This window comes from Pandoraea commovens, from assembly GCF_902459615.1.
Lineage (GTDB): Bacteria > Pseudomonadota > Gammaproteobacteria > Burkholderiales > Burkholderiaceae > Pandoraea > Pandoraea commovens.
The window spans coordinates 56,245-82,216 of record NZ_CABPSA010000011.1; the positions used below are offsets into that span (position 1 = coordinate 56,245).

Annotated in this window: 16 protein-coding genes; 7 read left to right on the top strand and 9 right to left on the bottom strand. The window is 63.8% G+C overall.

The features are described from left to right. Window positions 1-247: 247 nt before the first annotated feature. Window positions 248-1,558 carry an Nramp family divalent metal transporter gene (locus PCO31010_RS24080; protein ID WP_150666481.1) on the bottom strand — a complete coding sequence of 437 codons (1,311 nt, stop codon included), beginning with the start codon at window positions 1,556-1,558 and terminating at the stop codon, window positions 248-250. A 144-nt stretch (window positions 1,559-1,702) separates the two neighbouring features. Here PCO31010_RS24080 and PCO31010_RS26725 point away from each other — a divergent pair, with 144 nt between their 5' ends. The 5 genes from PCO31010_RS26725 to PCO31010_RS24100 all read left to right on the top strand — a co-directional run bounded on the left by PCO31010_RS26725 (window position 1,703) and on the right by PCO31010_RS24100 (window position 8,409). Next, window positions 1,703-2,635 carry a damage-inducible protein gene (locus PCO31010_RS26725; RefSeq protein ID WP_174985130.1) on the top strand — a complete coding sequence of 311 codons (933 nt, stop codon included), beginning with the start codon at window positions 1,703-1,705 and terminating at the stop codon, window positions 2,633-2,635. Beyond that, window positions 2,547-4,268, top strand: coding sequence for a Y-family DNA polymerase (locus PCO31010_RS24085; RefSeq protein WP_174985133.1), 1,722 nt, complete (start codon window positions 2,547-2,549; stop codon window positions 4,266-4,268). The genes PCO31010_RS26725 and PCO31010_RS24085 overlap by 89 nt, the downstream gene beginning before the upstream one ends. Before the next feature lie 21 nt (window positions 4,269-4,289). Beyond that, complete coding sequence (locus PCO31010_RS24090; protein ID WP_150666483.1) at window positions 4,290-7,613, top strand: error-prone DNA polymerase; 3,324 nt, start codon at window positions 4,290-4,292, stop codon at window positions 7,611-7,613. A 131-nt stretch (window positions 7,614-7,744) separates the two neighbouring features. Further along, window positions 7,745-8,023: a type II toxin-antitoxin system RelE/ParE family toxin gene (locus PCO31010_RS24095; protein WP_150666484.1), complete on the top strand. Its 279-nt coding sequence runs from the start codon at window positions 7,745-7,747 to the stop codon at window positions 8,021-8,023. A 74-nt stretch (window positions 8,024-8,097) separates the two neighbouring features. Then, window positions 8,098-8,409: a HigA family addiction module antitoxin gene (locus PCO31010_RS24100; protein WP_039397058.1), complete on the top strand. Its 312-nt coding sequence runs from the start codon at window positions 8,098-8,100 to the stop codon at window positions 8,407-8,409. Between the two features lie 27 nt (window positions 8,410-8,436). Here PCO31010_RS24100 and PCO31010_RS24105 read toward each other — a convergent pair whose 3' ends face one another. The 6 genes from PCO31010_RS24105 to PCO31010_RS24130 form a co-directional block, all read right to left on the bottom strand. Beyond that, window positions 8,437-9,807, bottom strand: a complete 1,371-nt coding sequence (locus PCO31010_RS24105) for a nucleobase:cation symporter-2 family protein (RefSeq protein WP_150577008.1) — start codon at window positions 9,805-9,807, stop codon at window positions 8,437-8,439. A gap of 531 nt (window positions 9,808-10,338) precedes the next feature. Beyond that, a complete protein-coding gene (locus PCO31010_RS24110) occupies window positions 10,339-11,838 on the bottom strand; it encodes an HDOD domain-containing protein (RefSeq protein WP_150666485.1) in 1,500 nt (499 codons plus the stop codon). 18 nt (window positions 11,839-11,856) lie between these two features. Beyond that, window positions 11,857-13,629, bottom strand: coding sequence for a putative bifunctional diguanylate cyclase/phosphodiesterase (locus tag PCO31010_RS24115; protein WP_174985136.1), 1,773 nt, complete (start codon window positions 13,627-13,629; stop codon window positions 11,857-11,859). Window positions 13,630-14,149: 520 nt separating this feature from the next. Beyond that, entirely contained in the window at window positions 14,150-14,878 is a 729-nt protein-coding gene (gene cuyB, locus PCO31010_RS24120) for a cysteate racemase (RefSeq protein WP_150666487.1), read from the bottom strand. Window positions 14,879-14,965: 87 nt separating this feature from the next. Continuing rightward, on the bottom strand, window positions 14,966-15,868 hold the full coding sequence (locus PCO31010_RS24125) for a transporter substrate-binding domain-containing protein (protein WP_150666488.1): 903 nt from the start codon (window positions 15,866-15,868) through the stop codon (window positions 14,966-14,968). A gap of 185 nt (window positions 15,869-16,053) precedes the next feature. Beyond that, window positions 16,054-17,310 (bottom strand): D-amino acid dehydrogenase, encoded by a 1,257-nt coding sequence (locus tag PCO31010_RS24130; protein WP_150666489.1) that lies wholly within the window; start codon window positions 17,308-17,310, stop codon window positions 16,054-16,056. 219 nt (window positions 17,311-17,529) lie between these two features. On the opposite strand from PCO31010_RS24130, the gene PCO31010_RS24135 reads away from it, so the two are divergent. After that, window positions 17,530-18,489 (top strand): LysR family transcriptional regulator, encoded by a 960-nt coding sequence (locus PCO31010_RS24135; RefSeq protein WP_039397066.1) that lies wholly within the window; start codon window positions 17,530-17,532, stop codon window positions 18,487-18,489. A gap of 17 nt (window positions 18,490-18,506) precedes the next feature. Here the strand turns inward: PCO31010_RS24135 and PCO31010_RS24140 are convergent, their stop codons facing one another. Together PCO31010_RS24140 and dbpA are read right to left on the bottom strand one after the other, a co-directional pair. Further along, complete coding sequence (locus PCO31010_RS24140; protein ID WP_150666490.1) at window positions 18,507-19,118, bottom strand: hypothetical protein; 612 nt, start codon at window positions 19,116-19,118, stop codon at window positions 18,507-18,509. Between the two features lie 46 nt (window positions 19,119-19,164). Continuing rightward, window positions 19,165-20,586: an ATP-dependent RNA helicase DbpA gene (dbpA, locus tag PCO31010_RS24145; protein WP_150666491.1), complete on the bottom strand. Its 1,422-nt coding sequence runs from the start codon at window positions 20,584-20,586 to the stop codon at window positions 19,165-19,167. A 209-nt stretch (window positions 20,587-20,795) separates the two neighbouring features. Between dbpA and PCO31010_RS24150 the strand changes: the two genes are divergently transcribed. Then, window positions 20,796-25,787 (top strand): NAD-glutamate dehydrogenase, encoded by a 4,992-nt coding sequence (locus tag PCO31010_RS24150; protein WP_150666492.1) that lies wholly within the window; start codon window positions 20,796-20,798, stop codon window positions 25,785-25,787. Window positions 25,788-25,972 lie beyond the last annotated feature (185 nt).

Genomic DNA, 25,972 nt, shown 5'->3' on the forward strand with positions numbered 1-25,972 from the left:
TAAGGGGTGCTGATGGTAGCACGCGTTTTCGGTGCGTTGTAACGCCCACTTGCATCCTGCGTACCCTGAGTCCGCGGTTCACGTGGGAGACTGCAATTCAGAAAGTTCGCATGGCCGAGGATGGCTGGACTCGCGTGATCCGGCGCGAGTTGCGTTGGCTTATACGGCCGATAGCCGCTGGCTTGAGTGACCTCGGTTTGTGAGTTTTCCTATCGTCTGGAGACATTTCTGTCGACATTGGCCGTTCTCAGCCCAGCCCGAAGATCAGCAAGAGATTGGTCGCAGTGATGACGGCAAAAAGGCACCACGCGAACACCTGCGTCGGACGTCCGATCGTATTGCCGTTCATCACGCGCGCATCGCTGACCGAGCGAATGAGCGGCCACATGGCAAACGGCAGTTGCAGGCTGAGCAGCACCTGACTCCACACGAGCAGTTTGCCCACAGCACCGTCGCCGAGCCACAACACCCCGATCAGCGCGGGCACGAGTGCGAGTCCGCGCGTAATCAGTCGACGCTGATAGCACGGAATCTTCATGTGCAGGAAACCGTCCATGATGACTTGCCCGGCGATAGTGCCCGTCAGTGTCGAACTTTGCCCCGACGCGAGCAGGGCGATGCCGAACATGAAGGCGGCAGCACCCCCCGCAATCGGCGTAATTAACTGATACGCCTGCTCGATATCGGTGACGTTGGTCTGACCGCTGGCGTGAAAGACAGAGCCAGCAAGAATCAGAATTGCCGCATTCACACACATGGCGATCAGCAGCGAGACCCAGGTATCGATGCGCACTAACGCGAGCGTGTCGTGCACGTCGCCGCGCTTGCCGCCGACGACCCGCCGGGTCTGCACGACGGAAGAGTGCAGGTACAGGTTGTGCGGCATGATCGTCGCGCCGACGATGCCCAGCGCCAGTACGATCGCGTCGCGCCGGTCGTGACTGGGCGCGCCCGGGACAAGACCCGCGGCCACCGCGTGCCAGTCGGGCGGCACCATCGCGACCTGCGCGATGAAACAGAACGCCATCGTGCCGATCAATCCGAAAACGATGGCTTCGATCTGACGGAAGCCTTTGCCCTGTAGTCCCAGCACGATCATCGTGTCGAGCGCGGTGAGCACGATCCCCCACGCGATGGGTACGCCCAGCAGCAGCTTGAAGGCCAGTGCGCAGCCGAGCACTTCGGCGATATCGCACGCAATGATGGAAATCTCGGCCGTGATCCATTGGATGAAACGACCCGTGCGGCCGTAGCGTTCGTAGCTGGCCTGCGCAAGATCGCGCCCGGCGACCAATCCCAGACGCGCTGCCAGCATCTGCAAAAAGATGGCGGCGAGACTCGAGAGCGCCACGACCCAAAGCAGCGAGTAACCGAATTGCGATCCTGCCTGAATGTCCGTCGCCCAGTTGCCGGGATCCATGTAGCCGATGGCGACGAGCAGTCCGGGGCCGGCGAAGCGTTTGAGTTTGGTCCAGCGCGACTGACGCGCGTCGATGACGATGCTGCCTTTGACCTCGGCGGGGCAGAAGGGAGCGGTGGCAGTGGTCGGGAGCGGCATGAGGAGTGGGTTGCGTGTAATGACGCTCACGTTAGCCGGGCCGGCGTTTGGCCGCAAGCGCGATCGGCGTGATGGGGCGGCCATGAAGATGCCGTCGACGGCAAATGAACTGTTATACTGTACATTCATACAGTATTTGGGCGCATGATGACCCTGCCGCTTTCCTCCCCTCTGCCTGCCGGGCTATGGCGTGCCAGTGAGCTGGCGCGTTGCCATCGCGCGGGCCACACCACCGGCTTCGCCGCGCTCGACGCCGAGCTGCCCGGCGCGGGGTGGCCGCATGGCGCGGTGACGGAACTGCTGAGCGATCGTCCGGGCATCGGTGAATGGCGTCTGCTGGCACCGGCATTGCGCGATCTGACGCAGGCAGGAAAGCCGGTCATAGTGATTGCACCGCCGATGCTGCCCTATGCCCCGGCGCTGGCGGGGTGGGGCATCGATCTGCGGTGGTTGAGTGTGGTAATGCGCCCGTCTTATACAGCGTCCCCGGCGTCCCGGTCGACGCGCACTTCCCGAGTGCGGCGCGGGGCCGGGGGGCAAGGCGGAGGACAGGGTATGAAGCCCGAGGACCGCGACATGCTGTGGTGCGCCGAGCAGGCGCTCAGGAGTGCGTGCTGCGGAGCGGTGCTCACCTGGCTACCGGCCGCGACACCCGAGCAGCTTCGGCGGCTTCAGGTGGCCGCCGGCGGTGGCGAAACGCTGACCTGGGTGATGCGTCCGTCGGCGGCCGTGTCGACCGCGTCCGCAGCGCCATTACGGCTGGGACTGGTTGTCGCAGAGGAGAGCCGCCTCGGCGTGCAGTTTCATAAGCGTCGTGGACCGCCTCGCTCCGAACCGCTCTGGCTGATGTTGCCTTCGCCCTATACGCGCGCGCCGCAATCGCTGACCAGAGGCGCAGACGACGAAGCGCCGCTGCATGCCCAGCCCGATCCGGCACCGTCGCCCGTGCCGTCCACGGTGTCTTTTGTTTCTGCTTCCGGAGTCTCGCATGGCCTGCTGGATCGCCCTGCATCTGCCCTGTCTGGCACTCGAGATCGCCTCGCCGCTCACGTCACTCCCGTCGCGCATACGGGCTGACGGGCAGGCAGGCGAGAGCGACACGCAAGCCGACACGACGGTCGTGCTGGCGCAGTCGCGTGTCTGGCAGGCGAGCGAGGCGGCGCAGGCGGCGGGTGTGCAACCGGGCATGCGTCGCGGCGGTGTTCTCGCGCTCTTGCCGCAGGCGCGGTTTCACGATCGCGACGAAGCCGCCGAGGCGCTTGCGCTTGAAGCGCTGGCGCTGGCGTTGCTGCGTTTCGGCCCCGATGTGGCGATTGCCGCGCCGCAGTGTGTATTGATCGACGTCGCGCCGAGTTTGCGTCTGTTTGGTGGATTGGCGTCGTTGGCGGCACAGGTGCTGGAAAGTGCCGAGTCGCTCGGGCACCGGGCATCGCTGGGTATTGCCGCGACGGCCAGTGCGGCAACGCTGCTCGCACGCGCCGCGCTGGCTGTGCCGTCACACGTCGATCCTCATGCGCCGACGTCTCAGGACATGCAGGCAGCGATGAAGTCGCGTGCATCGCGTCGCTCGATCGTGCCAGTGACGAAGTCGGCAGCGGGGGCGACGTCATCCTTGTCATCCTCGTCGTCGTCGCCTTCCGAGCCACTGCTGCCGCCGCCATTGACGGCGCTACCGGCGCAACTCGATCCGCTCCCGGTGGCGTTGCTGCCAGAAGCGCAGCCGTGGCTCGACTGGCTCGCCCAGATCGGTTGCGCGACGTTGAGCGAATTGCGTGCACTGCCGTCGGCGGGTGTGAGACGTCGCTGCGGTGCCGCGCTGCCTGCATCGCTCTCGCGCGCCTATGGCGAAGCGCCGGAAGCGCCGGCGTGGTATCGCGCGCCGCCGCATTTCGAAGCCGTGCTGCCGTTACCGTCGCTCACGCATGACGTTGAAGTCTTGCTGTTCGGCTTGCGCCGTCTGCTCGCGCAACTGACGGGATGGCTCGCCGCCGGGCAACTGGCCACGCAGGCCTTGACGCTGATTCTCGAACACGAGCCGCTTGGTCGGGAGACCCTGGAACCGACGCGTTTCGACATCCGTCTGGCCGAAGCGAGCGCCGCACCGGCGCACTTGCTGTCGCTCTGCAAGGAACGACTGGCACGTTCTCCGTTGGTCGCGCCGGTGCTGACGCTGCGGCTCGACGTCACGCAGACGGCGCAGCATGTCCCGCAAAGCGGTTCGTTGCTGCCCGAGCCGGGGCGCGAGCGGCAGGATTTCGTGCAATTGATGGAGCGCGTCGCGGCGCGTCTGGGAGATGAACACGTGCGGCGTTTGCAGGTGCGTGGAGATCATCGTCCCGAAGCGGCGTTCGTGAGCGTGCCTTATGGAGTGAACGCGGGAGCGAATGCAGGCATGAGTGCGGAGGCAGGGGCGACGTCTGCGTCGAATCGTCATCTGCCGGATACCGTGAGCGCACTGCCGCCGCGTCCGGCGTGGCTGCTCGACGCGCCCCAGCGGCTCAGCATGCAGCAGGAGCGTCCGTGGCGGCAGGGGCCGTTGCAACTGGTGAGTGGCCCGGAGCGTATCGAGGCTGGCTGGTGGGAGCCGGGCACGGTCACGCGCGATTACTTCATCGCAGCGGACACGACGGGGGCGTTGTTGTGGGTGTTTCGTGAGCGTCCCGTGAAAGGGGCAGACGCTGCCTGGTATTTGCATGGCCTGTTCGGTTAAGACGAACGGGGACGCAGTCTTATGAATGTCGACGATTTTCTCCCGTGGCAAGGGCCGACCGAAGGGCTGGCCGCGAACGACGACGGTGCCGATACCCCCGATGCGGCACCCTCTGCCCTGCACGGACAGGAAGACGACAGCCTGCCCGCGTATGCCGAATTGCACTGCCTGTCGAACTTCTCGTTTCAACGGGGGGCGTCGCATCCGGAGGAGTTGATCGCGCGCGCAGTGCATCTGGGTTACACCGCGTTGGCGATTACCGACGAGTGTTCGCTGGCCGGTGTGGTGCGGGCGCTGGCAGAGTCGGCCAAGCACGAGCCACCGTTAGTGTCGCTGATCGTGGGGAGTGAGTTTCGATTGACGCCCGAAGTGGACACGTTGTCTGCCTCGGAACTTGACGCCCTCGGCACCGTGCATCTCGTAGCCCTCGCGCAGCATCGCGAGGGCTACGGCAATCTGTCCGAGATGATCACGCTCGGGCGTATGCGAGGTCCGAATCGCAGCTATCGCCTGCATGCGAGGGATTTCAGCGCGCCGGACGAGGCGCACGCCCATCTGCTGGGTTTGCGAGGTTGTCTGATCATCCTCGTGCCGGATCCCGACGCGAGTGATGAGCATACGCAGGCGCAGACTCGCTGGGCAGCGCAGACTTTTGGCGAGGGGCGTGTATGGCTGGCGCTGGAGCGTCGTCATCGTGCCGACGACGAGGCGCAACTGGCGCGCCTTCACGCCATTTCTGCCGAGTGCGGCGTGCCGCTCGTCGCGACGGGACACGTGCTCATGCATGTGCGCTCGCGCAAGCCGCTGCAGGATACGCTCACAGCCATCGGATTGGGCAAACCGGTACAAGCATGTGGCCTGGCATTGACGGCGAATGCCGAGCAGCATCTGCGTACGCGACTGCGGCTTGCCTGGCTTTATCCGAAAGATGCACTGGCGCAGACGATTGCCATCGCTTCACGATGCCATTTCGATCTGCGGAGTCTGCGTTATGAGTACCCCGAAGAACTGGTGCCTGCGGGGCATACGCCGGAGTCGTATCTGCGTCAGGAGGTGGAAGCGGGCGCGAAGCGACGTTATCCGGGCGGTTTGCCGTTGAAGGTGCGCCAGCTCATTGAGAACGAGCTGGCACTTATCCGCGACCTTGAGTACGAGCCGTACTTCCTGACGGTCTACGACATCGTGAGCTTTGCTCGTAGTCAGAACATTCTCTGTCAGGGCCGAGGTTCGGCAGCCAATTCGGCGGTTTGTTATTGCCTTGAGATCACGGCGGTGAATCCCGACGAGGTGCAGTTGCTGTTCGGGCGGTTTCTCTCGAAGGAGCGCAACGAACCGCCGGATATCGATGTGGATTTCGAGCATCAACGGCGCGAAGAGGTCATCCAGTACATCTACAAGAAGTATGGCAACGACCGGGCGGCGTTGGCTGCGACGGTCATCAGTTACCGCATGCGTAGCGCGGTGCGCGACACGGGTCGGGCGTTGGGGATCGATCTGTCGATCGTCGAGCAGGTGGCGCAGAGTCAGCAGTGGTGGGACGGCAAGGAGAATCTCCTCGCACGCATGGCGGCGCAGGGGCTGTCGCCCGACGCGCCGACGACGCGGTTGTGGGCCGATCTGGTGGCCCGTCTCATCGGTTTTCCCCGGCATCTGTCGCAGCACGTGGGCGGCTTCGTGATCGCTCGCGACCGACTCTCGCGGCTCGTGCCGATTGCGCCGGCGGCGATGGAGAACCGCTACGTCATTCAATGGGACAAGGACGACATCGAGACTCTCAAGCTGCTCAAGGTCGACGTGCTTGCGCTCGGCATGCTGAGTGCACTGCGTCGTACACTCGATCTGTTAGGGGAGTGGCGTGGCGCACCGATCGGGCTTGCCGATATTCCGCGAGACGATCCGGCGACGTACGGCATGATTCGTCGTGCCGACACGGTAGGCGTTTTCCAGATCGAGTCGCGAGCGCAGATGAGCATGCTGCCGCGTCTGAGACCGGAGACGTTCTACGATCTGGTGATCGAAGTCGCGATTGTGCGTCCCGGGCCGATTCAGGGCGGGATGGTGCATCCGTATCTGCGCCGCAAGCAGAAGAAAGAGAAGGTGGTCTATCCGCGTGAGGAGATCAAGGTCGCGCTGGAACGCACACTGGGTGTGCCGATCTTCCAGGAGCAAGTGATGCAGATCGCAATGATCGCTGCCGATTTTTCAGCGGGCGATGCGGATCAATTGCGTCGCTCGATGGCCGCATGGAAGCGCAAGGGCGGATTGGAGAAATTCCAGACGCGCATCATTTCCGGCATGCTGAAGAACGGTTACCCGCTTGAGTTTGCCGAGGCCATCTGCCGACAGATCGAAGGCTTTGGCGAGTACGGATTTCCCGAGAGCCACGCAGCGAGCTTCGCGTTGCTCGCCTACGCAAGTGCGTGGCTCAAGTGCCACGCCCCGGAGATGTTCCTGTGCGGCTTGCTCAATAGTTTGCCGATGGGATTTTATTCCGCATCGCAGCTGGTGCAGGATGCGCGTCGGCATCGTGTCGAAGTTCGGGCGGTGGACGTGTGCGTGAGCGATGTCGAGTCACGTCCTGAAGTCAGGATCACCCGATATGGGGAGGCCCGTCGTCCGGCGGTGCGATTGGGCTTGTCGCTGGTCAAGGGGCTATCGGCCGAGGGGGCGAAAGCCATCGAAGAGGCCCGTCGTCGACGGCCCTTCACCGATATCGATGACCTCACCGCCCGAGCTGCGTTATCGCGCCGCGACCTCGATGCGCTGGCTGCTGCAGATGCACTGTCGGCGTTGTTGGGCGGACGTCGTCAGGCGCGCTGGACGGTCGCTGCGTGGCAGCCGCCCACGCCGCTCTTGGGCGCAACCGTCTTGCGCGACGCCGCGCCCGGCAGCACAGACGAGCAGGTGGCCCTGCCGCCGATGCCCGAGGGGCAGGACATCGTGGCCGATTACGCGAGTACGGGGCTCACGCTTCGGCGTCACCCGCTGATGCTGTTGCGCGAGAAGCTGAACAAGATGCGGGTGCGCACGGCAAAGGAGTTGCAGTCCGAGGGCGTGAATGGCCGACGTGTACGCACCGTCGGCATCGTGACGGGACGACAGCGGCCGGGCACCGCCAATGGCACGGTCTTCGTGTCGCTGGAAGATGAGACGGGCGTCATCAACGTGATCGTCTGGCCCGATCTGGTGGAAGCGCAGCGCAAGGAGTTGCTGGCGTCGTCGCTATTGGGCGTGGAAGGGGTATGGCAGCGCGAGGAGCGTGTGACCCATCTGGTCGCACATCGCCTGATCGATCTCTCGTCGATGCTCGGCGAACTCACGATCTCGAGTCGGAACTTTCACTAAGCGGATTTCGATAGGATGGTGTGTCTTCGGCCCCCAGCCATGCGTGGACTCGCCTTCTCGATTTGACGTGACCGGCGCCTCGCTTTACTATTGACGTCGCGCGTTAATAACGCGTTACGTTATTATGTTTTTTGATTGAAAATTTCAAATGCAGGGATACGGCACTGCTGTTCAGCGGGCGTCGCGTGATGCGCTGGCGTGCGGTCGAGTCGGCCGCTATGCGTAAGCTTCAGCAACTCCATGCGGCGGCCACACTGAGTTTCTTACGCGCGCCACCGGGTAACAGACTTGAAGCGCTGCGCGGAAATCGTCTGGGACAGTACAGCATTCGGATCAACGACCAGTGGCGGTTGTGTTTCCGTTTTGACGCGGGCACCGCTTCCGACGTCGAAATCGTCGACTACCACTGATCGCAACGCGCCCGCAAAGGTGGGTGTGTTCCGATATTTCTGCTGAGTTCGAGAAAGGTCGATGGAGGACAATCATGACCCGACAAGTACCATTGGCAACACCGGGCGAGATTCTCGCGCAAGAGTGGCTCGGCCCGATGGGCATCTCGCAATACGCACTGGCTAAAGCCATTGATGTGCCCCCTCGCCGGATCAATGAGATCGTGCTCGGCAAACGGGCGATTACCGTCGATACCGCACTGCGTTTAGGGGCGTTCTTTGGCGTGGATGCGCAGAGCTGGCTCAATCTCCAAAATCAGTACGATGCTGAAATCGCGCGCGCGAACATGGTCGATGTTCTGAAGACGATCAAGCACCGAGCACGGGCGTTGCTCGCAGCCGCATGAGGTGCGGCTGCATCGCAATGTCATCCATCAATGCGCAGCATCCGCCTGTTTGCCCGCTTCCTGCGCGAGCGCATTCGCTTCCTCTTCGCTACGCAGACCGTTGAAATGGGCATTGAGCAGGACCGCGCTGATCGACGCGAGCAGAATGCCGCTGTGGAAGAACGGGGCGAGTGCGTGCGGCAGCTTCATGAAGAACTTGTCCGACGCTACCGGAATCATCCCCACACCGATGCTGATCGCAATGATGTACAGGTTGTAGCGGTTCTTCGACAGATCCACCGTCGACAGAATCTTGATGCCCGTGGCCGTCACCATGCCGAACATCACGATACCCGCGCCGCCCAGCACGAATTGCGGCACCGACGCCACCACGTGCGCCACCTTCGGAAACAATCCCAGCACGATCAGAATCAACCCACCCATCGCGCATACCCAGCGGCTCTTCACGCCCGTCACGCCGACCAGCCCCACGTTCTGTGAAAACGAGGTGTACGGGAACGTGTTGAAGATGCCGCCGATCACGGTGCCGAGGCCGTCGACACGCAACCCGCGCACCAGCGTCTTCTGATCGACCGGACGCCCCACGATGTCGCCCACCGCAAGGAACATACCGGTCGATTCGATGAACGTCACGAGCATCACGAGCGTCATCGTCGCGATGGCGATCGGATCGAAGCGCGGCACGCCAAAATGGAACGGCATGACGAAACCGAACCACGGCGCTTCCGACACCCCCGCAAACGACACCTTGCCCAGCGCAATCGCCACTATCGTGCCGAACAGAATCCCCAGCAGCACCGCAATGTTGGAGAAGAAGCCACGCACGTATTTCGTGATGAACAGGATGCAGAGCAGCACCGCAAACGACACGCCCAGATACAGCGGGTTACCGAAGTCAGGGTTGCCGAAGCCGCCGGCTGCCCAGTTGATGCCCACGCCCATGAGCGAAATGCCGATCACCGTGATCACGGTGCCTGTCACCACAGGCGGGAACAGCCGCAACAACTTGCCGATGTAAGGTGCGATCAGAATGCCGATGATCCCGGCGGCAATCGTCGCGCCGTAAATATCGAGCAAACCGAGGTCGGGATTCGTGCCGATGGCGATCATCGGCGTGACGGCAGTAAACGTCACCCCCATCATGATCGGCAGACGCAGGCCGAAGATCCACAGGCCGAGCGTCTGAATCAGTGTGGCGATACCGCACGCAAACAGATCGGCGTTGATGAGAAACGCAATCTGATCGACCGACATCTTGAGGGCGCCGCCGATGATCAGCGGTACTGCGACAGCCCCCGCATACATCACCAGCACGTGTTGCAATCCCAGCGTGAACAACTTGGGGAGCGGCAGGCGCTCGTCGACCGGATGTACCGGTGCAGCAGCAGATTGCGTCATGTCTTCTCCTGGTCCGACGGTACGAATTGATTTGCTTGGCGAAACCGAGCGTAAATTTTTTACCGGGGCGCAGCGAGTCGTGTCAAAAAACACCCGGTCTCACGACGGGCGACAGACGACCAGTGACCGACGCGCAGTCGTGGAGAAAAACTGCGGTCTGGCGACATAGTACGCCTGAGTTCTTACGGCCATGTCCGAATGCGTGGAAGCCTTGTGCGGCAAGGGTCGACGGGTGGTCTGAGGCGACGATTCCACCGGCGCGAAGGCGACCGCCCGTATGCAAAATGTCCTGTGCCGCAGGGACGCCACAGGACCGACGTTTCGGCACATATCGGATTCGCAATACCAAAGATTGCGTCTGACGTATGAAACGCCGAGACACCGGGAACGGTGACGACATCATCCCGGCGACATCATGGTGTCTGTGGCGTGCGTCGGGAAGGGGAGCATGGAAAGCGAAGGTGAAAGTGAAACGCCCGCCGACAATCGTCAGGCGGGCGTTGGTGAGACTGTCCGGTGTCGTGAAGCGTGTCAGCGCCCGGCGGTGCCCGACGGTTTGCGGGCAAGCGAGTCGGCCACATTCGTGCCGCTCGCGGTGTTTTGCTGCGCCACGCTTTCGAGCTTGCTGGAAATCTCCTCCCCCATGTAATGCAGGAACTCCATTTCCTTCGCCCCGATGCCGCCCGCGCACAATGCGCCGCCCCAGTCGCCGTAGAGCAGCGCCACGGTCTGGTTACGCTGGCGAACCGGCAGCAGGAAGAACGATTTCACGTTCGAGAAATGCTGACGGTGCCACAGCGGAATACGGGGTACGATGCGCGGCTCGCGGGCATTGTCGATCAGGATCGCCCGGCCGTTGGTCAGCGCGAGATGGAAGACGTCCGGCTCGAACGCTTCGGGGAAGGTCAGGCCCAGCAACGGCTGTACCTCGCGACCAATGCCGAAGCGCATCTCGAAGACCTTGCTCGCGGGCGAGCGCACGAAGGCTGCACAGTTCACGAAGCCGAGCGACTGGAGAATCGCTTCGAGCGTCAGGTTGAGCAGGCCCACGGCGTCGGTCTCGCCGGTGGCGGCGCGCACTTCGGAAAGCCCGTCGGCCAGACGCCGCGCCGAATCCAGCGGCTTGCCTGCCGGTGGCTGACGCGTATTCGACGCGCCCGTGCTGATGGCGATGAATTCCTGATGGCTCGTGTCGCGCGCCATTTCTTCGCCGACCGACACCACCTCGCTGATGTCCAGCGCCAGACGGTCGGCATAACGCTCTGCGAGTTCGGCAAGGCGCTCAGGATCTGCGCCGCGCGTGAGCTCTGTCACCATCTCGTTGGACATGTTCGCCACCGCGCACAGCCAGTCGGCGTGCGAGAGCGGGGCGTCGCCTTCGAGATCGATCGGACGCATGCTGGTCGCAATCGACTCCGGCAGACCCCACTTGCGGGCGGCAGCCTCGGCCAGTTCGGGGAACGTGATGCCGAGCACCTGCTCGCAGGCGTCGCTGTCGCTGATGCCCCGCTCGGCGGCAATTTCCTGAATCTCGACCCATTCGTTCGGGAAGCAATACGTCACCAGCAGGCGTGCCACGTGATGCAGCAACGTGCAGACGACGGCTTCTTCGCCGTCGCGAATCCCATTCTTGGCCGTAATGTCGCGTGCGAAAGCGCCCGCCAGCGTGGCGCGAGCCAGTTCGCGCGCCATGTCGTCGCGACGTGCGGCGACTTCGCCGAAACCTTCGAGCAGCTTCAGGCTCAGGGCGAGGTGGCCGATCGTGTCGACGCCCAGAATCATGATCGCGCGCGAGACCGTCGTCACGTTGCAGCCGAACGGCGCATACATGGCGGAGTTGGCCAGACGAATCACTTTCTGGGTGAGGGCGAAATCCGAGAGCACGGACGACGCGAGGTCGGCCGTACTGGTGTTCTCGCTTTGCATGGCAGACACGATGCCCGTAACCGAGCGTTGCAGCGACGGAAAGTCGCCGCGCTCGGCCATGCGCTGCCACAACAATTCGAGCGTTTTTTCTTTGGTAAGGCTCATGGTAGCGGGGTTGTCCGGTCAGTGGCCGGCATCCACGTTGAGACGCCCGCTCGCAAAGGCCGCCTCCAGTTCTCCCGCAGGCAGGGCCTTCGATACCAGCCAGCCCTGGATGGAATGGCAGCCGCGATCAATCAGCATCTGCCGTTGTTCTTCCGTCTCGACCCCTTCGGCCACCGCCGACAGACCCAGCTCGCGTGCCAGTCCCAGGACTGCCGTCACAATCGTACGGTCGTTCGGTGACGTGGGCATGTCTTTGACGAAACTGCGGTCGATCTTGAGCGCGGAGAGCGGGAAACGCTTGAGGTAGCCCAGACTCGAGTAGCCCGCGCCGAAGTCGTCGACGGCGAAGCGCACGCCCAGCGTCTGCAACTCGCGCAGCACCAGATTGGCCTGCTCCGGGTCGCGCATGAGCACGCTTTCGGTAATTTCGAGCACAAGGCGGTGACCTTCCACGCCGGAGTCGGCAATGGCTTGCCACACGAGGCTCGGGAAAGACGGATGGTGAAACTGTTGTGCCGAGACGTTGACGGACATGTAGATCCCGTCGAGCCGGGTGCGATCCCAGCGCGCGAGCTGCATGCACGCGGCGCGCAGTGCCCAGCCGCCCAGCAAGTTGATCAGACCGTTGGCTTCGGCCAGCGGAATGAACTCGGCGGGCGAGACCGGACCGAGCGCCGGGTGCCAGCGCATCAGCGCTTCGACACCCTTCACGTTCAGCGAAATCGGGTCGCAGATCGGCTGGTAATGCAGGCTGAATTCACCGTTGTGAATAGCCTCGAACATCGCCGATTCCAGCGAAAACGCCTTGCGGTGCAAATCGCCCAGATCGTCCGTGTAGACGAACAGTCCGTTGCGACCGCGATCCTTGGCGCAATACATGGCGGCGTCGGCGTGCTTGATGAGCAGACCGGCCGAGTCGCCGTGTTGCGGGTAAAACGAAACACCGATGCTGGTCGTCAGGTGCAGCAACTGGTCGCCGACCTGGAACGGTTGCTGCACCGCCGAAAGTAGTCGCTTCATGATGCCGCTGAGCGCCTGTTCGTTGTCGCAGCCGGGCAGCACCAGCACAAACTCGTCGCCGCCCATGCGCGCGGCCATGTCCGTCTCGCGAATCTGTGCGATCAGACGTTGACCTGCATCGCGCAGCAACTGGTCGCCTACGTCGTGGCCGAGCGAGTCGTTGACCTTCTTGAAGCCATCCAGATCGAGCAGAGCGACGGCGAAGTTCGGACCGCCTTCGCGCGCATGCTGGATCGTCTCTACGATGCACTGCTGAATATATTGACGATTCCCGAGCCCGGTCACGGCATCGCGTACCGCCAGATCGGACAGACGCGCTTCGTTTTCCTTGAAGGCGGTGATGTCTTCGCCGTGCACCAGAAACGATGCGCTTGCACCCGCGATGCGGGGCGTGTACTGGGCAATGCGCAGACGCATCCAGACCCGGTCGGTCAGACCACGCAGCAGGCGCACGGTGCACTGTTGAGGGCCGAGGGTCTGGGCGGCGGAAAAGGCGTCCTGAAGCAGGGGAACGTCTTCGATGCCGGTCAGTTCGAAGAGGGTGGCGTGGTCGATGTACTCACGCGAGTACTCGAGCAGGCGCAGGGAGGCTTCGGCAATGAAAAGGAAACGGCCATCGGCACCCACATGTGCCGATAGTCCGCCGGTCAGCTCGACCAGCGCCCGGGACAATGCCGGGGCCGGCGCCGTGGCATTGGCCTCGGCGATTGCCGGTGCCAGGGCCGAAGGTTCGACCAAAGGCACACCGGCTGGGAGTCGATCTGAACTCATTGTTGTTGTCTGTACATGCATCACGTCGAGCGCGCTGCCGCTCATGTGCTTCCCCGTTCAGGCAAACGCGCTCATGGCCGGACCTTGGTCCGGCGGGTGTTCGATGGATTGTGGGCCATTATAGCTAAAGACGCCAGCGATTTTGATGGCCTCAACCCCCGTTTTAACCCCGTTGCACGCCGCTTTCCGTCCGAATTCCCGTGTTGGATTTTTTCCTACAAGACGATCGGGATTTTTTCCCGCAAGGCCGGTGGCGTTCGGTCTACGTACGACCCGAATCGTCCGCTCGGTGCACCTCCATGCCGCCGGTGCAACCCCGGCGCGATCATCGTGCGTGCGCCAGTCTACCCAAGCGCGAGCGACTTGAGGGCACCGCAATCGTGGATTTTTATCATTGCGATGCAACATCGCAACAGCGGCACAAGCCCCGCAGTGCTTCGCTGTGCCATGAATTCGCGGCGGATGAGAGTCACGCCGGAAAATTGAGAATCGGGAGACGGCGAGCGCCGTCGATGTCGAATCAGCCGTGCGCGTGCATCTCGTGCGCGAGCGACCACGCGATGCACGCGCGGGCGAGTGCTGCGGACGCGTCCAGCCCAAATCGCCCGAGTGGTGTTTCACACGTGGCAAGGGCGACCGGGATTTCGGTGCAGCCGAGAATCACGCGCTGTGCGCCAGCCGCGAGCAGTTGCTCCATCGCCATTGCAAGCGCTTCACCGCCGCGACGAATTTCCCCTGCCTTGGTGAGCCGGATGCCTTCGTTCACGAGCGTCTGGTGCGCAAGCGGGTCGCTGGCCGAGACAAAACGGTATCCCAGCGCCTCGAGCCGTGGCCGGTAAACGTTGGCGTGATGGGTGCCTTCGGTCGCCATCAGGCCGATGGGCGAGCCGGCGGCGACACAGGTGGACAGTTCGCCAGCGACGGCTTCGACCACGTCGAGCACCGGCAGACGGGTGCGATGACGCAGCGCGTCGAGCCAGGCATGGGCGGTATTGCACGCGATGGCGATGCAGCCGACACCCGATTGCTCCAGCGCATGCACGCCGTCGAGCATGCCGTCGAGCGGCGAGGCGCCGTCGCGCAGCAGGGCTTCGGTCCGGTCGGGGATCTGGGGCACCGAATACAGGATGAACGGGATGTGATCCTGATCGCGGTTGGCCGGATGTTGATCGACGATCTTGCGGCAGAGGTCGATACCGGCGGCGGGGCCCATACCGCCGAGAATGCCGAGCGTGGCGTGCGAGTTCATGATGGTGGTGAATCTGCGGGAACTGCAAAAAACGGGATCGCGAAGTGCAGGGACCGTGGTCACAGCACTTCGCACACGCCGTCAGGATCAGTCGTAAGCCTTCGTGATCGGATCCTTGAACATGGCGCGCATTTCAGCCGTCATCGGGTAGTTCATGTTCTGACCCTTCGGCGGCACCGGCTGCGTGAACCACTTGTTGTACAGCTTCTCCATTTCGCCCGACTTCTCCATGTCGGCGATGACCGTGTTCACGACCTTGGTGAACGCCGGATCGTCCTTGCGCATCATGCACGCATAGTTTTCGAACTGGAGGTTCGGGCCGACGACTTCGTAGCCCTTCGCCTCGTCGGCCGACAGGGCGGCACGCTGACCGTAGAGCAGCGGTTCGTCCATCACGAATGCGACAGCGCGGCCTTGCTTGACGGTCAGGAAGCCGTCCGAGTGTTCCTTCGTCTGGATCAGGTTGAAGCCGATTTCGCCCTTCTTGCCCGACAGAATGCGGTCAGCCGTGGTGCCGGCGGTCGTCGCGATGGTCTTGCCCTTGAGGCTGTTCAGGTCGGTAATGCCCGAACCCGTCTTGGCGATCATCTTGATCGAGTACAGGAAGATGTTGTGCGAGAAGCCGACTTGCTTGGCGCGATCGAACGTGTGAGTGGTCGAACCGCATTCCAGATCGATCGTGCCGTTTTGCATCAGCACGATACGGTTTTGCGACGTGATCGGCGTTTCGGTGACCTTCAGATTCGGCATGTTCAGGTCTTTCTTAACCGCGTCGACGATCTTAAGCGCGATTTCCTGCGAGTAGCCGATGGTCTTGCCGCTGTTGTCGGAGTACGAGAACGGAATCGACGATTCGCGCACGCCCAGTGCGATCACGCCGTTGTCCTTGATCTTCTTGAGCGTGCCAGTGAGTTCCTGTGCGCTCGCGGTGTGCGCGAACAGGGCGGCAGCAGCGCTGACGAGCAGCAGGGGAGCAAACAGCTTCTTCATGGTCTCTTGTCCTATCGGAAGTGGTGGCACGGTGGTCCGTGCCGTTGGAATGTCAAAAGCCTCAAACACCGAAAACACAGATACAACCCGATACGTCCCCCATCGGTCCCCGTGGGAGTGATGCCGCAGCGCACTGGTGCACGAACGTGTTATCCGGCTGGCACGCTATGGTCCAGCCTCATCGCTCATGCAGCCAGCCGGGCAAACCCTGCAAGATCGACGGCGGGACGCTTGCCGTCGATGGCGTCGGCGATGGCGCGTGCAGCCCCCATCGACAACGTGAAACCCAGTGCGCCGTGGCCGACGTTCAGCCACAGATTGCCCACCTTGTCCGCACGTCCGAGCACCGGTCGTCCGTGGGGCGTGGACGGGCGCATGCCGGTCCATTCCAGCGGCGCGGGCGTGCCGCGCAACGACGGGAACAAGCCGGTCGAGAGCGTGCGCAGCGCATCGATACGATGCTTGACGATGCGGTAGTCGTAGCCCACCAGATCGGCGATCCCGGCCACGCGCAGATGCTCGCCAAGGCTCGCGTACACGACCTTGTTGTCGGCGTCCGTGACGGAGACCTGCGGGCGGGCGTCTGCCGGTGCGCCGCGATACGTCAGGCTGTAGCCCTTGAGCGGATACATCGACACCGGCTCGCCCACCGCGCGCAGCAGCGGCATGGCGGCCAGACCGTTGGCGACGACGCAGGCATCGACCGGAATGTCGCCAGCGCGCGTGCGGACGGCCCGAACGGTGTTGCCGCGTACATCGAATCCCGTCACTTCGCGCTCGAACAGCAGCGTGCCGCGCTCATGAGCGCCGATCAGGCGCATCAGTTCCTTACACAGCATCTGGCAGTCGCCGGTGCCTTCGCCCGGCGTGTGGATGCCGCCCGCCAACTCCCCGGCGATCTTGCTCAGCGCCGGTTCCAGCGTGACGCAGGTGGCCGCGTCGACGCGCCGTTGCGTGTAGCCCAGGCCATTGGCCATTTCAAGCGAACGCTCTGCGGCAGCGAGCTTGCCGGCATCGCGATACACCACGAGCTTGCCGCTCAGGCGGTAGTCGAACGTCCCCGACGCCTGTGCCAGAAACTCCAGCATCACCTCGCGGCTATGCAAGCCGAGCGAGAGCAGTCGCAGCGTCGAGCTGGCGTTCGCCTGCGCGTTGCAATGTTTGACGAAGGCCAGCGACCAGCGCCAGAAATCCGGATCGAGCGACGGCTTGATCCGCAGCGGCCCGGTGCTGGAGAACAGCAGCGAGGGCAGTTGCGAGAGCACACCGGGGGCGGCGAGGGGCGACACATAGCCATAGCTCAGCTGACCGCCGTTGGCGAAGCTGGTCCCCAGACCGCCGTCGCGCGCCGCGTCGATCACTGTGACTTCGTGGCCTGCGCGAAGCAGCTGATACGCGCTGGCGAGGCCGACGATGCCCGCTCCGATAACTCCAATGTGCATGACGATAGATAACGACAAAAAGCTGATGGAAAGCAAGGCGGGAAAAAATTGCGACACGCGGCGAGCGCCTCGTGGCAGGTCTTCTGCACAGCCTTTGCTACGCAGTGTAGAGGGAGAAAATTCGCTAACCTATGCGGTTTTGAGGCAGCATATGTCTTTTGGCTATAGGGTCGGCCGCGCCAGTGCGCAGGCGGGCGGGACACGGAGACGACGTCAGGCATGAAATTGCGGCATATCGAGACCTTTCGCGCAGTCGTGCTGACCGGATCGGCCAGCGGCGCGGCGCAATTGCTCAACGTATCGCAACCGGTCGTCTCCCGTGTGTTGCAGCACGCGGAGCAGCAACTCGGCTTCAAGCTGTTCGACCGGGTGAAAGGCCGCCTCGTGCCCACGGCCGAAGCACGCCGCCTGTATCCCGACGTCGAGCGCATCTTCAGCGATCTGGAGCGCCTGCGCACCACGTCGCGCAATCTGCGTCAGCACGGCGTGGGGCACCTGCGCATCGCGGTGACGCCGAGTCTCGCGCAGAGCCTGTTGCCCGCCGCCATCGAGCGCATGCGGCGTGCGCATCCGGATGTCGTCTTCGAACTCATCACCCATCACACGAACGAGACCATCACCGCGATCCTCACGTCGTCGGTGGATGTCGGCATCGTTTCTGCGCCGCCGATGGCTGCCGGTATCGTGAGCCGTCCCGTAGCGCAGGGGCACATCGTGCTGGCCGTGCCCGCTGCGTGGCCGAAGCTCTCGCGGCGCGGGCCAGCCAGCGCCGACGCGCTTGCCGGGCGCGATCTCATCAAGCTGCACGACGACACGCCGCTCGGCGCGCTGATCAACGAGCGTCTGGATCAGACGGAACTGCTGCAGGATGCCGAAGTGATGGTGCAGACGTATTCGCTCGCGGCGGCGCTCGTCGAGCACGGCCTGGGATACGCGCTGCTCGACCAGTTCACGGCGGCGAGTGCGCATGTGCAGGCGCAGCGTTTGTATCGTGTCGCGCCGGCCATCGAGTTTCCTGTCGAGATGCTGCGCCCCGCACATGAGCCGGAATCGGTGCTTGCGGATACGCTGCGGCGGCATCTGGCGGACGTCGCCAACGAACTCAGCGAGCGCGCCGAAGCGTTATGCGAAGGGCGCGAGATCGTGCTCACACCGGCAGACGCGGCGCAGGAGAGCTGACTGGTTGAAGCTGACGGTCAGCGGCAACTCGGCTCGCTTTTCACTTCGTAATAGGTAAACGGTTGCGGCTGGAGCTTGTCGGCCAGCGACGGGTAGTTCGCCTGCACGAAACGTCGCGCGCCTGCCATGTCGAATTCGGTGCGCAGCCAGATCTTGCCGTCGTGATTGTCGAGGATCAGCGTGCCCGCGTAGACGACGTCGCCACGGTTGACTCGCACCGTCGGCACCTTGCGTCCCTTGCAGTAGCGAAAGCGATAGCTGTTATCCGCCGGGGTGAACTCCATCGGACCGAAGCGCTCGTTGCGCATGAGCGGTGAGACGCGCATGGCAATGTACCCGCGCGTGGGCGGATTGCTGTTGAGCGTGCGGGTGATCTTGCCGCCGATGATGCCGTTGACGGTCTGATTGAAGTCCGAGTAGGTCCACGGTCCCCAGGTGCTTTGCAGCGGCGTGTCGAGACCGACGATGACGAGGGCATACTCGTCGAGCGTGTCTTCGGTGAGGGTGGGGTTGGGCGCAACGCCCTTGGTGCTGCACGCGGCCAGCCAGGTCAGTCCACCGGCCGCCAGCAGGATGAGCGCGAGACGCCGCGCCGCCGGGAAGCACAACAGGGTACGCATCGACCTCATTGCAATCTCCTCGTGGCGCGTCGCGCTCAGGGGATGGATCCGAAAATTAATCCTGCAAGAATCTTACCTTGACCTTGCGGCCCTTCACACGGCCGTCGGACAGCTTGCGCAGCGCCACCGGGGCGATGTCCCGGTCTACAGCAATATACGTGAAGTTTTCGAGCACGTTGATCTTGCCGATCTGCGCGGCGGCGAAACCGGCTTCGCCGGTTAGCGCGCCGAGCACGTCGCCCGGACGGATCTTGTCCTTCTTGCCGCCCAGCATCTGGATCGTCACCATCGGCGGCAGCAGATGTCCGCTACCCGTCGGCGTGAGCTCCGAGAGCTTGTGCCACTGGACTTCCCCGCCCATCGCGGCTTCGATATTGCCCACGCGGCCCATCTCGTCCATCGTCGCCAGGCTGAACGCCCAGCCGTCTTCGTCGGCCCGGCCCGTGCGGCCGATGCGGTGCACGTAGACCTCGGGATCGGGCGTCACGTCCACATTGATGACGGCTTCGAGCTGCGCGATGTCCAGACCGCGTGCGGCGACGTCGGTCGCCACCAGCACGGAGCAACTGCGGTTGGCGAACTGGATCAGAACCATATCGCGTTCGCGTTGTTCCAGATCGCCGTGCAGCGTCAGGGCGTGGAAGCCCTCGGCGCGCAGCACGTCGGTCAGGTCGTTGCACTGTGCGCGGGTGTTGCAGAACGCAATCGTGCTGACCGGGCGGAAGTGATCGAGCAACTGTCCCACGGCGTGCAGACGTTCCTCGTCGCGCACTTCATAAAAGCGCTGGCGAATCTTGCTGGCGTCGTGCTTTTCTTCCAGACGGATCTCGCGCGGCGTCTTCAAGAAGCGTTGGGCGAGCTTGCCGATGCCTTCGGGGTAAGTGGCCGAGAACAGCAACGTCTGGCGCGAGGCGGGCGTTTGTTTCGCTACGGCGGCGATGTCGTCGAAAAAGCCCATGTCGAGCATGCGGTCGGCTTCGTCGAGCACCAGCGTCTTGATGCCGGTCAGCGAGAGCGTGCCGCGGTCGAGGTGATCCATGATGCGGCCCGGCGTGCCCACGATCACGTGGGCGCCGTGCGCGAGGCTTTCCGCTTGCGGACGGATCGGCGAGCCGCCGCACAGCGTCAGGACCTTGATGTTGTCCTCGGCGCGCGCGATACGGCGTACTTCCTGGGCGACTTGCTCGGCGAGTTCGCGCGTGGGGCAGAGCACGGCGGCCTGCACGGCGAAGTCGCGGGCGTCCACGCGCTGGAGCAGGCCCAGCGAGAAGGCGGCGGTCTTGCCGCTGCCGGTCTTGGCCTGCGCGATGATGTCGTGGCCGGCCAGCATGTCGGGGAGCGACGCCTGCTGGATGGGCGTCATCGAGGCGTAACCGAGCCGTGCGAGGTTCTCCTGCATGGCAGGCGAGAGCGGCAGGCTTGAGAAGGGAGTGGCGGGGGCGCTGTCAGTGCGCGAATCGGTGGCTTTTGAGTTCATGCGCGATTATACCGGTGGCGTGAGTGACGTCGGGGTGATCGGATGGCTCGGGCGGACCGGCTCAGCATACCCGAACTCGGGAATCACGCCGTTGCCAGTCCGGGGCCGCCGGGCGTAGCATGGCCTTGCCTGTCCACAAGCCAGTGAATGGCCGGTAACTTATCCCTCGTTCGCCGGTCGAAGTCTCGTCCAATCCCGCAGAGGTGCCCATGCCCGCGAATCCGGAAGAGAAGGTCCGCCAGCACATGGCGGAAGTCGTCGCGATGGCCCGTGAACGCGCGCCCGAAGTGGCGGCGCTCTTCGAGCCTTTCGTCCAGCAGTATTACGGTCTGGCCGACGCCGAGGATGTCGTCTCGCGCAGTGTCGCCGATCTTTATGGCGCGGCGATGGCGCACTGGCAACTCGGCCAGAAGTTCGTCTCCGGCGAGCCGCGCATCCGTATCTACAACCCCACGCTCGATCAGCACGGCTGGCATTGCAGCCATACGGTCGTCGAAATCGTCAACGACGACATGCCGTTCCTCGTCGATTCGGTGACGATGGAGATCAACCGGCAGGGGCTGGCGCTGCATTCGGCTTTCCACCCGGTCTATCGCATCCGGCGCGACGCGGCGGGCAAGCGCCTGAGCGTCGCACCCGGCAGCAGTCCGGCGGGCAAGGAGGGAGAGGACGACGGCAGCCGCTTCGAATCGTATATCCACATCGAAGTCGACCGGTTCTCCGAGCCGGAGCGCATTCAGGCGCTGGTCGACGGGCTGCAACGCGTGCTCGGCGACGTGCGCGCCGCCGTGGATGACTGGCGCGCGATGCAGGCCGCCGCGCATGCGGCCATCGAATCCCTGACCGAGCGCGCCGCGCAGCAAGGCGTGGCGGCGCAGGAGCGCGCAGAGATCGACGAGGCGCAGGCGTTTCTGGACTGGATGCTTCAGCGTCACTTCACCTTTCTCGGCTATCGCGATTACGAACTGGTCGAGCGCGACGGCGAGCACTACCTGCAAGGCGTGCCGGGCACCGGCCTCGGCGTGCTGCGCGAATCGCGCCGCGACGCCAGCACGCCCGACGTCACGCGCCTGTCGCCCGGGGCCATCGGTATCGTGCAGGCCAGTGCCCCGATCTTCCTGACGAAGGCCAATTCGCGCGCCAGCGTTCACCGTCCCGGCTATCTCGATTACGTGGGTGTAAAGCGCTTCGACGCGCAGGGCAAGGTCTGCGGCGAACGGCGTTTTCTGGGGTTGTACACCTCGACCGTCTATATGGTGCCGGCCGACGAAATTCCGCTGGTGCGCCGCAAAGTCGCCGAAGTGATCCGGCGCGCCGGGTTCCTGCCCAATGGTCATCTGGCCAAGACGCTTGAGACCATCCTCGAACAATATCCGCGCGACGAACTGTTCCAGATCGACGTCGAGCAACTCGCCGACATCGCGCTGGGGATTTTGCGATTGCAGGAACGTCAGCGCACGCGACTCTTCGTGCGACGCGATCGCTTCGATCGCTACGTGTCGTGTCTCGTGTTCGTGCCACGCGAGAAATTCAACACCGATTTGCGCGTGCGGGTGCAGAATCTGCTGCTGGCGGCGTATCACGGCACTGGCGTCGAGTTCACGCCGCAACTCTCCGAGTCGATGCTCGCGCGGATTCAGATCACCGTGCGGACCGAGCCGGGGCACGTGCCGGAGGTCGACGTCAACGAGCTGGAAGCCCGCATCGTCGAGACCACGCGCCGCTGGCAGGACGACCTCTCCGACGCGCTGCGCGAGCAACTGGGCGAAGAACGCGGTACGCGCGCGTTACGACGCTACGCACAGGCATTCCCTGCGGGGTATCGAGAGGATTACGCTGCGCGCGTGGCCGTGCGCGACGTGGAGCTGATCGAACCGCTACTGAACGCGCCGCAGCCCGCGCAAACCACGCCTTCCGGTAGCTCGGGCGCAACGCCGCTTGCCATGCAACTGTATCGTCCGCTGGAGGCTGCGCCCGGTACGCTGCGCTTCAAGATCTATCAGGCGGGCGAACCCATCGCGCTCTCACGCAGCCTGCCGATGCTCGAACACCTCGGCGTGCGGGTGAACGACGAGCGGCCTTACCGGATCGAGCCGTCCGATACCGGCGTCGTGTGGATGCACGACTTCGGCATGACGAGTCTCGACGGGGCAGACGTCGATCTGGAGCACGCCCGTGCGCGCTTCGAAGACGCCTTCGCACGTATCTGGGCGGGCGATGTCGAAAACGACGACCTCAACCGTCTCGTGCTGCAAGCTGGCCTGACGTGGCGCGAGGTGCGCATACTGCGGGCGTACGCAAAGTACATCCGCCAGGTCGGCTCGACCTTCAGCAATGCCTACATCGAGAATGCACTGACGGGGAACCCGTCGATTGCAGGCATGCTCGTGCGCCTGTTCCTCGCGCGCTTCGATCCTTCGTTGAGTGCGGAGGTCCGCGAGTCGCGTGCCGAGCAATTGCGTACGCAGATACACACGGCGCTGGAAGACGTCCCCAATCTCGACGAAGACCGCATCCTGCGTCAATTCCTCGGTGTTCTCGAAGCCACGCTGCGGACCAACTACTTCCAGACGGCACAGGGCGGGAGTGGTGGAAGTGGTGGAAGGGGTGGGGGCGCGCAGAAGGCGTACCTGTCATTCAAGTTCGACCCGTCGAAGGTGCCGGGGCTGCCTGAGCCGAAGCCGATGTTCGAGATCTGGGTGTATTCGCCGCGCGTGGAGGGCGTGCACCTGCGCGGTGGACGCGTTGCGCGCGGCGGCCTGCGCTGGTCGGACCGCCGCGAAGACTTTCGCACCGAAGTGCTGGGGCTGGTGAAGGCGCAGATGGTCAAGAACACGGTCATCGTGCCGGTGGGGTCGAAGGGGGGCTTCGTCGTCAAGCAGCCGCCGTCGCCGGGAGACCGTGACGCTTACCTCGCCGAGGGCGTAGCGTGTTATCAGACATTCCTGCGCGGGCTACTGGATCTGACGGATAACTACGTCGACGGGCAACTCGTGCCGCCGCCGCAAACCGTTCGTATCGATGGCGATGACCCGTATCTCGTGGTGGCCGCCGACAAGGGCACGGCGACGTTCTCCGACTATGCGAACGCGATCTCCGCCGAGTACGGCTTCTGGCTGGGCGACGCGTTCGCCTCGGGCGGTTCCGTCGGTTACGACCACAAGAAGATGGCCATCACGGCGCGCGGCGCGTGGGAGTCCGTCAAGCGGCACTTCAGCGAGATGGGTGTCGATACGCAGACGCAGGACTTCACGGTGGTGGGCATCGGCGATATGTCGGGCGACGTGTTTGGCAACGGCATGTTGCTCTCGAAACACATCCGGCTCGTGGCGGCGTTCGATCACCGTCACATCTTCCTCGATCCCACCCCGGATGCCGCGACCTCGTTTGCCGAGCGCGAACGGCTGTTCCAGTTGCCGCGTTCCAGTTGGGCCGACTACGACGCGACGCTGATTTCCAAAGGGGGCGGTATCTTCCCGCGAACGGCGAAAGCGATTGCGCTGTCGCCGGAGATGCGCGAGTGGCTCGGCACCGAAGCCACTGAAATGGCGCCGAACGATTTGCTGCGTGCGTTGCTGAGCGCACCCGTCGATCTGCTCTACAACGGCGGCATCGGCACTTATGTGAAGGCGAGCACCGAAACGCATGCGCAAGTCGGCGACCGCGCGAACGACGGGCTGCGCGTGAACGGCGCAGAACTGCGCTGCAAGGTCGTGGCCGAGGGCGGTAACCTCGGGCTGACGCAGCTCGGACGCATCGAGTACGCGCAGCACGGCGGTCGTATCAACACCGACGCCATCGATAACTCGGCAGGTGTCGATTGCTCGGACCACGAGGTCAACATCAAGATTCTGTTGGGCCTCGTCGTGACCGACGGCGAAATGACGCTCAAGCAGCGCAATACGTTGCTCGCAGAGATGACGGAAGAAGTCGGATCGCTCGTGTTGCGCGACAACTATCTGCAAACGCAGGCGTTGTCGCTCGGGCGTCTGCGCTCGGCGTCTGCGCTCGATGGAGACGCTCGCTTTATGCGGTATCTGGAGCGCGCACAGCGGCTGGCACGCGCCATCGAGTTCCTGCCGGACGACGAAGCCCTTGATGCGCGTCGCGCGGCGGGCGCCGGGCTGACCTCGCCGGAGCGCGCCGTCCTCATGGCGTACAGCAAGATGTGGCTCTACGACTTGTTGCTGGCGAGCGATCTGCCGGACGCCGAATTCGTGGCCGACGGATTGCCGTCTTACTTCCCGACGCCACTGGCGAGCCGCTGTGGCGCGGCGATGCTGCGTCATCCGCTCAAACGGGAAATTCTCGCGACGATGCACGCCAATGCACTCGTCAACCGGGCGGGCGTAACGTTCGTGCATCGCCTGAGCGAAGAGACGGGCGCTGAGCCAGCCGATGTCGTACGCGCCAGTCTCGCCGCGCGCGGGGCGTATGGACTCGACGCCTTGTGGCTCGACATCGATGCGCTGGACGCCCGGGTGTCGCACGAGACGCAGGCGTCGCTCTTCACGGCAATTGCGCAGTGGCACGAGCAGGCCACGCTGTGGTTCCTGCGTCGGCGGCTGACCGACGTGCCGCAGACCGTGGAGCGCCTGCGCAGTGTGCTCGATCCGATTCTCCCCACGCTCGACACGCTCGTGAGCGGCGAAGCGGCGGATGAAGCCCGCACGCGCTGCCAGACCATGATCGACGCCGGTGTGCCGCCGCGGCTCGCGCAAACGGCGGCAGGTGTCGGTGCACGCGTGGCGTTGCTCGACATCGCCGAGGTCGCGAGTACCAGCGGATGCGAGCCGTCGCTCGCGGCGCAGGTGTACTTCGCGCTCGACGCGCCGCTGGGCTACGGCTGGTTGCAGACGGGCGTGCTCGGCCTGCCGATGCAAACGCACTGGCAGCGTCTCGCGCGAGCGACCTTGCTGGAGGAGTTGTCGGTGTTGCGTCGACGTCTGACGGCGAGCGTGCTGGAAGGCGGGAAGGGGACGGGGACGGGGAAGGGGAAGGGGACGGGGAACGATGCGGCTGCATCACCGGAGGCTGCCGACCAGAGTCCGGCCGCCCGGCTCGTCGCCGGATGGCAGCAGACGCACACCGAAGCGCTCGCCCGTTATCACCGGGTGCTGGCCGACCAGATCGCCGTCGGTAACGCCGACCTTGCTATGTTGTCAGTGAGCCTGAAATCCTTGGCGGAAGTCGGGCGCTGACGTCGAACGATGCCGCTCAAACGCTTGTCGCGCGGGGCTGTGGGCGATTAGCCCCGCACGGCAAGCAACGGCAGCAGGGTACCGCTGTTCGTCGTCGCAGCAACATTTTTTAAGCGTTTACACAAAAGCGGCGAAACGGCGTATGATCCGGGAAAACCCTAGGATTGAGATGACCCGCGCGCATG